Annotated in this window: 9 protein-coding genes and 1 pseudogene; 7 read left to right on the top strand and 3 right to left on the bottom strand. The window is 71.5% G+C overall.

Features of this window, described 5'->3' with window-relative positions; genetic code table 11:
- Positions 1–116: 116 nt before the first annotated feature.
- Positions 117–452 (bottom strand): annotated as a pseudogene (locus ACFWAR_RS25515) (PRC-barrel domain containing protein); the annotation flags it as partial.
- 191 nt (positions 453–643) lie between these two features.
- Here ACFWAR_RS25515 and ACFWAR_RS25510 point away from each other — a divergent pair.
- Positions 644–1,690, top strand: coding sequence for a hypothetical protein (locus tag ACFWAR_RS25510; protein ID WP_385781353.1), 1,047 nt, complete (start codon positions 644–646; stop codon positions 1,688–1,690).
- Positions 1,691–1,757: 67 nt separating this feature from the next.
- A complete protein-coding gene (locus ACFWAR_RS25505) occupies positions 1,758–2,198 on the top strand; it encodes a hypothetical protein (RefSeq protein WP_385781351.1) in 441 nt (146 codons plus the stop codon).
- A 27-nt stretch (positions 2,199–2,225) separates the two neighbouring features.
- Here ACFWAR_RS25505 and ACFWAR_RS25500 read toward each other — a convergent pair whose 3' ends face one another.
- Positions 2,226–2,549, bottom strand: a complete 324-nt coding sequence (locus ACFWAR_RS25500) for a cupin (RefSeq protein WP_385781349.1) — start codon at positions 2,547–2,549, stop codon at positions 2,226–2,228.
- Positions 2,550–2,868: 319 nt separating this feature from the next.
- Here ACFWAR_RS25500 and ACFWAR_RS25495 point away from each other — a divergent pair, with 319 nt between their 5' ends.
- The 5 genes from ACFWAR_RS25495 (at position 2,869) to ACFWAR_RS25475 (ending at position 8,072) form a co-directional block, all read left to right on the top strand.
- Positions 2,869–3,183, top strand: coding sequence for a cold-shock protein (locus tag ACFWAR_RS25495; protein ID WP_385781346.1), 315 nt, complete (start codon positions 2,869–2,871; stop codon positions 3,181–3,183).
- 111 nt (positions 3,184–3,294) lie between these two features.
- Positions 3,295–3,861, top strand: a complete 567-nt coding sequence (locus tag ACFWAR_RS25490; RefSeq protein ID WP_385781344.1) for a hypothetical protein — start codon at positions 3,295–3,297, stop codon at positions 3,859–3,861.
- Positions 3,862–3,993: 132 nt separating this feature from the next.
- Positions 3,994–4,653: a response regulator gene (locus ACFWAR_RS25485; protein WP_385781341.1), complete on the top strand. Its 660-nt coding sequence runs from the start codon at positions 3,994–3,996 to the stop codon at positions 4,651–4,653.
- Positions 4,650–5,846: a sensor histidine kinase gene (locus tag ACFWAR_RS25480; protein ID WP_385781338.1), complete on the top strand. Its 1,197-nt coding sequence runs from the start codon at positions 4,650–4,652 to the stop codon at positions 5,844–5,846. The genes ACFWAR_RS25485 and ACFWAR_RS25480 overlap by 4 nt, the downstream gene beginning before the upstream one ends.
- A 126-nt stretch (positions 5,847–5,972) precedes the next feature.
- Entirely contained in the window at positions 5,973–8,072 is a 2,100-nt protein-coding gene (locus ACFWAR_RS25475) for a family 20 glycosylhydrolase (RefSeq protein WP_385781336.1), read from the top strand.
- Positions 8,073–8,209: 137 nt separating this feature from the next.
- Here ACFWAR_RS25475 and ACFWAR_RS25470 read toward each other — a convergent pair whose 3' ends face one another.
- Positions 8,210–9,694 (bottom strand): UDP-N-acetylmuramoyl-L-alanyl-D-glutamate--2,6-diaminopimelate ligase, encoded by a 1,485-nt coding sequence (locus ACFWAR_RS25470; protein ID WP_385781334.1) that lies wholly within the window; start codon positions 9,692–9,694, stop codon positions 8,210–8,212.
- Between the last annotated feature and the right edge of the window lie 109 nt (positions 9,695–9,803).

The raw sequence follows: 9,803 nt of genomic DNA, 5'->3' as shown, positions 1-9,803 counted from the left end.
GCGGGCTGGAATCGGCCGGGCTCACGCGCGACGACGCCAACGCCGGCCCCGTGCCCACCGGAAGCGGGCCGGAAGCGGCAAGGGTGACGGGGTCGGCCGCCGAAGGGGACGTCCGGGCCGTAGTACGTGCCCAGTTCCTGGCGGTAGCCCGGGTCGGTGAGCTGCTTGTCGCGGTGGAACTCGGGAGCGTCCTTGATCTGCTCCTTGGTCCGCCCGACGAAGATCTTCCTCGCCTCCGGGTCGATCCGGACCACCGTGCTCGCCGGGATCAGGACCTCCTTGCCGAAGATCCAGACCCCGGTGTCCACGACGAGGTAGGCGTCACCGACCTGGTCGGAGTGCTTGTCGACCTTGCCGATGCTCCCGTCGGTCGCCTCGACCTTGTAACCGGTCAGATCGGCGCCGGCCAGGTGGCCCGAGGTCGACGTGTAGCTCCACACATGCTCAGTCACGCGAAAACAACTCCTCCGGTAGCGGAGGGCGGCGGGGCGTTCCCCACCGTCCGTCCTTTCCGTTGCGGTACGAGGCGGATGCGTGCGCTCCGCCTCAACTCCGCCTGCCCCGGCCCCGGCGACTCATTCGCCCCCGTTCGAGGCGGGCCCCGTACCGGTGCGGGCGGCGGGCGGCCCTAGGCTTCCGGACCATGACCAGGACCACGCCACCGCGCCCCCTCGACGTCGAGGCGCTCTTCCCCGGGCTCGCCGCACACCGCGGCACGACCACCCGGCTGCACCCGCGGCCGGGCCGCCCCGACGCCTCGATGAGCTCCGTGGGCGGGCCCCTGCTCTGGCCCGCGGACGAGCCGTGGCCGGTGTGCACCGATCCGCACCCCCACGGACGCGGCCGGCGCCCCGCGGACATCCACCGGGAACGGCGGCTCCTGGCCGACGCCTGGGCCCGGCACCCGGACCCCGGCCCCACGGAGGAGGAACGGCTGCTGCTGGAGGAGCTCCGGCGCAGGCACCGGATGGTGGGGGAGAACGGGGAGAGGCGGGGCGGGGAAGCGGAACCGCTCCCGATGATCGGTGTGGCCCAGCTCTACCGCCGGGACGTGCCCGACCTGCTCGCGGGGCCGGGGGACTGCGATCTGCTCCAGGTGTTCTGGTGCCCCTTCGACGCGCACGGCGAGCACCGCACCGGCATGCTGCTGGACCTGCGCTGGCGCCGCTCGTGGGAGGTCGCCGAGACGATGGCGCGGCCGCCCGAGCCGGAGGTGGTGGGCTCCGAGGGCTACGTACCCGAGCCGTGCGTGCTGCACCCCGAGCAAGTGGTCACGTACCCCTTCGACGGGCTGCTGCCCGAGGAGCTGTGCGCCCGCATCGAAGCCAGGGAGGAAGCCCTCGAAGAAGCGGCCGAGGAAGCGGAGGTGGAGGAATGGGACTGGCCGACCTACCAGTTCGACCTGTCCATCCCGCCGGGCTGGCGCGCGGGCGGCCACGCCTCCTGGAACCTGACCGACGCCGCCGTCCTGCACTGCCCCGCCTGCGCGACTCCGATGGAACTGCTGCTGACCGTCGCCAGCATGGAATGGGACGGCGGGAGCACGAGCTGGATACCGCTGGAGGAACGGGATCCGGCAGTCCGCGCCGGTGACGAGCCCACCGGTGTCACGGTGGGCCGCTGGGGCAAACTCAACGTCTTCGCCTGCCCCGCCGACCCGGCACACCCCCACCTCAAGAGCATCCAGTAGCACCCCGTCCCCACCGTCGGCCCGCACGCGGTACGCGGGTGGCGGTCGAGCAGGATAGTTTGCTCGGATGAGTCTTCTTGATGATGTGGCCGAACGCGACGGCTGGCGGTGCTGGGTCTGCGACGAACCGGTCGACCCCGACGAGTCGGTGAACGACCCGCGAGGGCCCAGTGTGGACAGCAGGACCACCGACCGCAAGGCCAAGGTCGCCGAGCGCCTGGCGCACCGCGGGTGCAACACCCGCAAGGGAGCGGTCAAGGTGGTCATCGCCTGGCCCGAGCACCTGTACGTCGTCGAACCCGCGCCGCTGATCACCGTCGCCGACCGGCTGGAGCGCAAGGGCGGCCGCGAGATGGTGGGCCGCTGCCCGACCAAGAAGGACGCCCAGGAGGCGGCGGACTGGCTGGTCGACCGCTTCTCCCGGCTGGTCCCCGGGCTGCCGGTGACCGCCGCGGTCGAGCCGGGCGGCGGTCAGTTCCTCATCACCCTGTCCACGGGCCGCCGCTGACCGGCGCCCACCCGCACGGCGCGGCGCTCATGCCACGGCGGTGACCGCCGTGAGCAACACCGCGGCGTCCTCCAGGGCGAGCAGACCGTGGCGCTCCTTGGGGATCACGCAGAGCTGCCCGGCCCGGAGCTCCTCGCCGCCGCCACCGGCCGTCAGCCGGACCCGGCCCCGCACCACCTGGAGCGTGGCCGCGGGGGGCGTGTTGTGCTCGTCCAGCTCCGCACCGGCGGCGAGCGCGATCACGCTCTGCCGCAGCGCACCGTCGTGCACGACCAGATGGGCGCTGCGGCCGTGCGGTGCGACGCGCGCGGCGGCCAGGTGCGCGTCCACCAGCGCGATGAGATCGTGCATGAGCGTGTTCCCTCGCTGAGCAGGCGGTCAGATCCGCTCCCGTCCGGAAGCCGCCCCCAGCTTCGCCGCTCCCACCACGGATCGCCGGACACGACGCGCGGGCTCCGATGGAAGACAGCGGCGAGCCGCTCGCGAGTGTCGACGGTGTCGACTCCGCGGGTGACGCGGGAGCATGGGTCGAGGTCCTGCGAGCGGCCGCCACCCCGCCGATCGGCGGGTACGGACCGGCCGGACGGCGGGTGCCCCTCGGTCCCGCACCCGGGCGATGATCAAGCAGACGAGGGCCGCCGCGCGCAGACGAAGTCGGAGGGAGAACGCAATGACTGACGCCGTGTCCGAACCGCTTCACGAGGGTCACGTACAGGAGTGGCACACCGAGGAGGGCTGGGGCGTGCTGGTCTCGCCGTCCCTGCCCGCACCGGTGTGGGCGCACTTCTCCAGCATCGCCGCCGAGGGATACCGGGAGCTGACGGTCGGACAGGCCGTCCGCTTCACCGCGGAGCGGGCCGCCCAGGACCGCTTCGCATGGCGGGCGGTGAGCGTGCGCGTCACCGGCGGCCCACTCGCGCAGGGGCCTGCCAAGGACGACGGATCCGGGTACTCGTCGGGTCTCGACATCACCTTCGACCGATGACCGATGACCGATGACCGATGACTGATGCCGGTGACCGATGACCGATGACCGACGCCGTGGCGCCCACGTCTGCTCGTTTCCCCTTCCTCCACCGAGAGTCCAAGGATTCAGATGTCGCTGTTGTCCGTTCGTAGATCCGCCCTGATAGCCGTGCCGGCGCTCGCGCTGGCCCTGCTCACCGGAGCCACCCCGGCCCATGCCGGGGTCAACCAGGGCAGCCACACCTTCAAGATGTCCACGCCCTCCTACCACCGGTCGGACGCGAACGGAACGTTCGACGGCCAGGTGAACATGGCGGGGAACGTCGGGCGCAACGCCCCGATGGCCTGGTCCTTCACCACTTCGCCCACGGTGCGAAAGATCGCCGTGGGGCCGATGAACTGCAAGGCCGGCCACATGCAGCTGCCCTACAGCGACTCGCACCCCGCCGTCGGCGTCGACTACCACTGGCACTCCACCGTTCCGAACAACCGGCACAACACGAACTACACGCTGTACGGAAACTGCACCTTCCGCGTCAAGGTGTCCGGGCGCATCGGCACGGCCAACCTCGGCTTCCGCTTCAACTACTCGCTGTTCGACGGCATCAGCAGGAGCGCCCGAGGAGGAGAGGCCCCCGTCCCCGAAGCGGACCCCGGCTACGCCTCGGACCTGCAGATCGCCTACGACCCCGCGTAAGCCGGGACGGCTCCGTACGGCCGGTCCATGTCGCACTGATCTGTGGCGCGGGACACACCGCATGGGTGGAACGCGCCATGGCGGGAATCCGTCGTACTCGGCGGCAGCTCCGCACGGGAACAAGGAACGGCATTGATTCGAGTAGCTGTCGTGGACGACGAGCCGCTGGTCCGTACCGGGCTGCGCGTGATCCTGAACTCCGCGGACGACCTGACCGTGGTGGTCGACTGCACCGGTGCGGGCGCCGTGGAACTCGTACGGACCCGGCGCGTGGACGTCGTACTGCTCGACGTCCGCATGCCGGTGGTGGACGGTCCGTCCGTGCTCCGCGAGCTGAAGCGACTGCCGGATCCACCGGTGGTGGCCATGCTGACGACGTTCGACTCGGACGACTACGTGGACACGGCGCTCCGCTCCGGCGCGGCCGGCTACTTGATGAAGAACTCGACGCCGGAGCACCTCATCCAGGCGGTGCGGACCCTGGCCGACGGCGGCCAGGTGCTCGCGCCCGAGGCGGCGAAGCGGGTGATCGCGGGCTACCTGGCCGCCGGTCGTGACGACGGGGCCGCGCGGCGCGTGCGCGCCCTGAGCGAGCGCGAGCGCCAGGTCCTGGGCCTGCTCGGCACCGGACTCAGCAATCGCGGCATCGCGGAGCGGCTGCACCTGGCCCACGGCACGGTCAAGGACCACGTGAGTTCCGTCCTGGCGAAGCTCGGCGGTCTCAACCGGGTGCAGGCGGCGGTGGTCGCCGACCGGGCGAACCTGCCCGCTGCCCGGTCGGACCTGCGGTGAGAGCGGCCGTCGCCGCGTGGCTGCACGGGCTGTGGGGTTGCACGGATCCGGGACGAGAAGGCGGTACCGGCGGCCCGCATCCGGTCGCCCTGGCCCTGCCGGTCGTCGTCGCGGTCCTGGACGGCATCGTGGCCAACGACATGCCCACGGACGCCGGAGTATGGGCCTCGATCGGCCTCGCCTCCGCCGGGCTGCTGTTGCGTCGGCACGTTCCCGAGGTGGCCCTGCTCGCCGGGCTGCCGGGGGTGTTCCTCGGCCATCTCTCCTTGGCTCCGCTGTTCGCCCTGTACTTCGTGGCATCGGTGCGCGGCCGCCTCCTCATCAGCGGGGCGGCCGCGGCACTGTCCACCCTCACCCTCCTCCTCTCCTACTACCTCGTCGACGCGTCGGCGATCGTCTTCCACTCCGAGACCGTCTTCCTGGTCCTGGAGGGCTGCCTGTGGCCCGTGGCCGCCCTCATGGCAGGCCACGCATCCCGGGCGTGGAAGGAGAGGCTGTGCGAGCTGCGCGAGGGGCGGCTCCGGGAGAACCGCATGCTGACCGAGCGGGTCCTGACCGGGGAACGCAACCGCCTGGCCCGCGAGATGCACGACGTGGTCGCGCACAAGGTGAGCCTGATCAGCCTGCAGGCCGGTGCGCTCCAGGTCGGCGGGCCGCAGGACGTCGACGTCCGGGACAGCGCCCGGCTGATCCACGAACTGGCGTCGCAGACCATCACCGAGCTGCACCACATGCTCGGGGTCCTGCGGGCCGCAGGCGGCTCGGATGCGGACGACGCCCCCCGCGCGCGGGTGGTGGACATCGGCGACCTCGTCCGTTCGAGCGGCGTAGCGGTCGATCTGCACCTGGCGGACGTACCGACCGACGTACCGGAAGCGGTGGAGAGGGCCGTCTACCGCACGGTGCAGGAGGCGCTGACCAACATCCGCAAACACGCGCCGGGCGCCCCCGCGAGGGTCCGGGTCGACCTCGTCGCCGCAGGTCTGCGGGTCGAGGTGAGCAACCCGCCCGGCGATCGGACCGCCCCGTCCCCGAACGTGCCGGGCGGCGGACGTGGCCTGGTCGGCCTGCGCGAACGCGCCCACCTCCTCGGCGGGGAGTTCCGCGCCGGATCCACTCCCCACGGCGGATTCGTGGTCCGCGCGCTCCTCCCCGTGGAACGAGCGACGAGCGACGCGACCGCCGGGGTATAGCCCGGCCACCGCCGGGAGGGCGCGTTCCCTCCCGTTCGGAGCCGATGCGGACCCCGCCGGTCGGCGGGTGCGAAGGGGCCGCCCGGCGGGTGTTCCGCCGACCTCGCCCGCGAGGACGATCAAGCCATGGAACCCACTCGCCACCCCGCGCTCCCCGCGAGGAGAAGCCTCGGTGACACGGTCGTGCGCCTGTCCCGACGATGTCGGAAGTCCGGCAGGGCCCGTCCGGTCGCCAGAGCCGCCGCGGCCCTCGTACTGGCCGCCCTCCCCGTCCTTCCCGCCTTCCCCGGGTCGCAGGAGGCTCGGGCGGCGACGGCCCCGTCGGGCATGCGCACGATCGTGCCGCAGCCGGCCGCGGTGCGCCCGGACGCGTCGACCTCCTTCGTGATCACTTCGACCACGCGCATTCACACCGATGCGGGGTCGAGCGCCGCGCGGACGATCGGCGATCAGCTTGCCGAGACCATGAGACCGTCCACGGGGTATCCGCTCCCGGTGACCCCCTCGTCCGCCGCTCCCTCGGGTGCCATCTCCTTCTTGCTCTCCGGAGCCGATCCTTCCGTCGGCGCGACCGGCTACCAGCTGGACGTCGGGGCGGACCGGGTCGTGATCCGCGCGCAGCAGCCCGAGGGCCTGTTCGCCGGAATGCAGACCCTGAGGCAACTGCTCCCGGCGCAGATCGAGTCGAAGAGCGTCCGGCAGGCTTCGTGGACGGTGCCCGGGGGCCAGGTGTTGGACCACCCGCGCTTCGCCCACCGCGGAACGATGCTCGACGTCGCACGTCACTTCTTCACCGTCGACGAGGTCAAGCGCCACATCGACAACCTCGCCCGCTACAAGATCAACTACCTGCACCTGCACCTGCACCTGCACCTGACCGATGATCAGGGCTGGCGCATCGCGATCAACGGCTGGCCGAACCTCACCGCCGTCGGAGCGTCGACCTCGGTCGGGGACGGTCCCGGCGGTTCCTACACGCAGGCCGACTACCAGCAGATCGTCGCCCACGCGGCGTCGCGCTACGTCACGATCGTCCCCGAGATCGACATGCCGGGCCATGTCCATGCCGCTCTTGCGTCGTACCCCGAGCTGAACTGCGACGGCAGGCCCCGGGCGCCCTACACCGGCACCGGCGTCGGCTTCAGCTCGCTGTGTCTGGGCCTGCCCGTCACCCGTACGTTCGTGGACGAGGTCGTCCGCCAGATCGCCGCCCTCACCCCGGGCCCCTACATCGGGATCGGCGGGGACGAAGCGGACGCGACCGTCCCGGCGGAGTACGCCGGGTTCATGGACTGGGCGCAGCGGACCGTCGCGAAGTACGGCAAGTCCGCCCTCGGATGGTACCAGATCGCGACTGCGCCGCTCCAGGCGTCCACGGTGGTGCAGTACTGGGGCGGCGCCGCGGCCGACGCCGCGACGACGGCCGCCGCCGCGCGCGGAACGGGCCTGATCATGTCCCCGGCCCAACGTGCCTACCTCGACCAGAAGTACGACCCGCGCACGGTGATCGGCCTGGCGTGGTCGGCGGACATCGACGTGCGGTCCGCCTACGACTGGGACCCGGCGACCTACCTGCCCGGCGTCCCCGCCGCTTCCGTCCGCGGGATCGAAGCACCCCTGTGGTCGGAGAGCGTCGGCACGGTGCAGGACATCGACTACCTGACCTTCCCCCGGCTGCCCGCCTATGCCGAACTCGGCTGGTCGCCCTCCGCCACCCACGACTTCACCGGGTTCTCGCAGCGCCTCGCCGCCCAGGGCCCCCGCTGGGACGCCCTGGGCATTCGCTACTACCGCTCCTCCCAGATCCCGTGGAGCGACGGTCCGTCCCCCACCGGACCCGAGGGACCGGTGACCTCCGGGATCGAGGGGAAGTGCCTGGACGTCCTCGGCGCCGACCGCGCCGACGGCACCCCGGTCGTGCTCTACGACTGCAACGGCACCCCGGCCCAACGCTGGGCCATCGGCAACGACGGCACCCTACGGGCCCTCGGCAAGTGCCTGGACGTAACGGCGGGAGCCACCGACGACGGGTCCAAGCTCCAGCTGCACACCTGCAACGGCACTTCCGCCCAGCAGTGGCGCTGGAACCCGGGACAAGGGGCGGGCATCGTGAACCCCGCGTCCGCCCGGTGCGTCGACGACCCCGCCGCGACCCGTGCGAACCGTACGCAGCTCCAGATCTACGCCTGCAACGGCACACGGGCACAGATCTGGCGACTCCCTTGAACACGCGGGAGCGATGAGGGCGACGGGGCCGCCCGAAACGCGGTGGCCCCGGTCGCGTGCATCACCGGCAGCGACCGGGGACGCGCCCGGGACCGGCCCGGGAGCCCGGCCGCTGTCCGAAGGGAAGGCCGGTACGTCTACCGCGTCGCGAGTTCGCGTACCGTCGCCATGTCGCTGAACGGCAGCAGTTCCTCCTGGACGATCTGGTAGGGCTCGCTGCCCTTGCCCGCGATCAGGACGACGTCGCCGAGCCCCGCGGCGGAGAGGGCGAAGGAGATGGCGCGGCGGCGGTCGGCGAACCGCTCGAAGGCGGCGCCGCTCGCGAGGAGGCCCGGGACGATCTGATCCATGATCGCCCGGGGGTCTTCGTTGCGGGGATTGTCCGACGTGAGGACACACAGGTCGGAGTAGGTGCCGGCGATCTCGCCCATCCGGGCGCGCTTCGTGGCGTCCCGGTCCCCGCCGCAGCCGAAGACCGTGACGATCCGGCCGGAGGCGAAGCCGCGGATCGTCGTCAGCACCTTCTCCAGCGAGTCCGGGGAGTGCGCGTAGTCCACGATGACGGACGTGCCGTCCGGGGTCTCGTACCGTTCGAACCTGCCCGGGATCGGCGGCAGTTGCGCGAGCGCGGCGACCAGTTCCACCAGATCGTGCCCGATGAGGTGGCAGGCCGCGACGGTGGCCAGTGCGTTGGAGACGGAGAACCGCCCGGGCACGGGGATCGTCACCGGATGCTTTTCGCCGCCGTGGTGGAGGGTGAAGCGGGTGCCGACGGCGTCCATGGAGAGGTCGGTGGCCCGGTAGTCCGCCTCCGCGTCGATGCCGTACGTGACGGTCGCGCCGGGCATCATCGCACGGATGCCGGCGCCGACCGGATCGTCGGCGTTCACCACCGCACGTCGGCAGAGCCCCTGGAACAGCAGCAGTTTGGCGTCACGGTAGTTCTCCATGGTGCCGTGGTCGTCCAGATGATCCTGCGTCAGGTTGGTGAACACCCCCACGTCGATGAAGGATTGGTCGAGACGGTGGGTCAGCAGGCCCATCGACGTCGCCTCGAGCGCGACGGTCCCGACGGCGCGGTCGCGCATGTACCCCAGCAGGTACTGGAAGTCCGGCGACTCCGGCGTGGTCAGTACCGACATCGGCATCGGGATCAGTTCGTCGCCGATCCGGCTGCCGCCCGTCCCGATGACCCCCACCTTGGCGTGCTCGGCGACCCGCAGCACCGACTCGACCATGGAGGAGACCGAGGTCTTCCCGTTGGTGCCGGTGACGGCCACCATCTTCATCTGGCGGCCCGGTTCCCCGTGGTAGCGGGAGGCGACGACCGCGGCCGCCTTGCGCGTGTCCGCGACGGCCACGACGCACGCGCCGCCCGCCGAGGCCCAGGTCGAGATCGGAAGGTGCGCCGCCGCGGAGTCGACGAGCACCGCCACCGCGCCGCGGGCGAGAGCCGGGCCGACGGACTCGGGGCCGCCGCCGCGATGACCGGGTACCGCGATGAACAGGGATCCCGGAGCGGCACGGTGGGCGTCGAAACAGGTGCCTCCGGTGATCCTCGTTTCCGGATCGCCCTCGATGACTTCATGATCGTGCCCGGCGAGCAGCTCGCTCAACTTCACAAGGGTCCTCTCGAAGATGCGCCGCTGCCGGTGGTCCGGCGGTCGACGCGCAGGCGGCGCCGCAGCGCCAAGGGGTGATGAAGGACGACAAAGTGGAGGGATGGGGCGA

Source organism: Streptomyces sp. NPDC059917 (genome assembly GCF_042730635.1).
GTDB lineage: Bacteria > Actinomycetota > Actinomycetes > Streptomycetales > Streptomycetaceae > Streptomyces.
The sequence above is the reverse complement of the archived record's forward strand: the minus strand, read 5'-3'. Positions and strand labels throughout refer to the sequence as shown.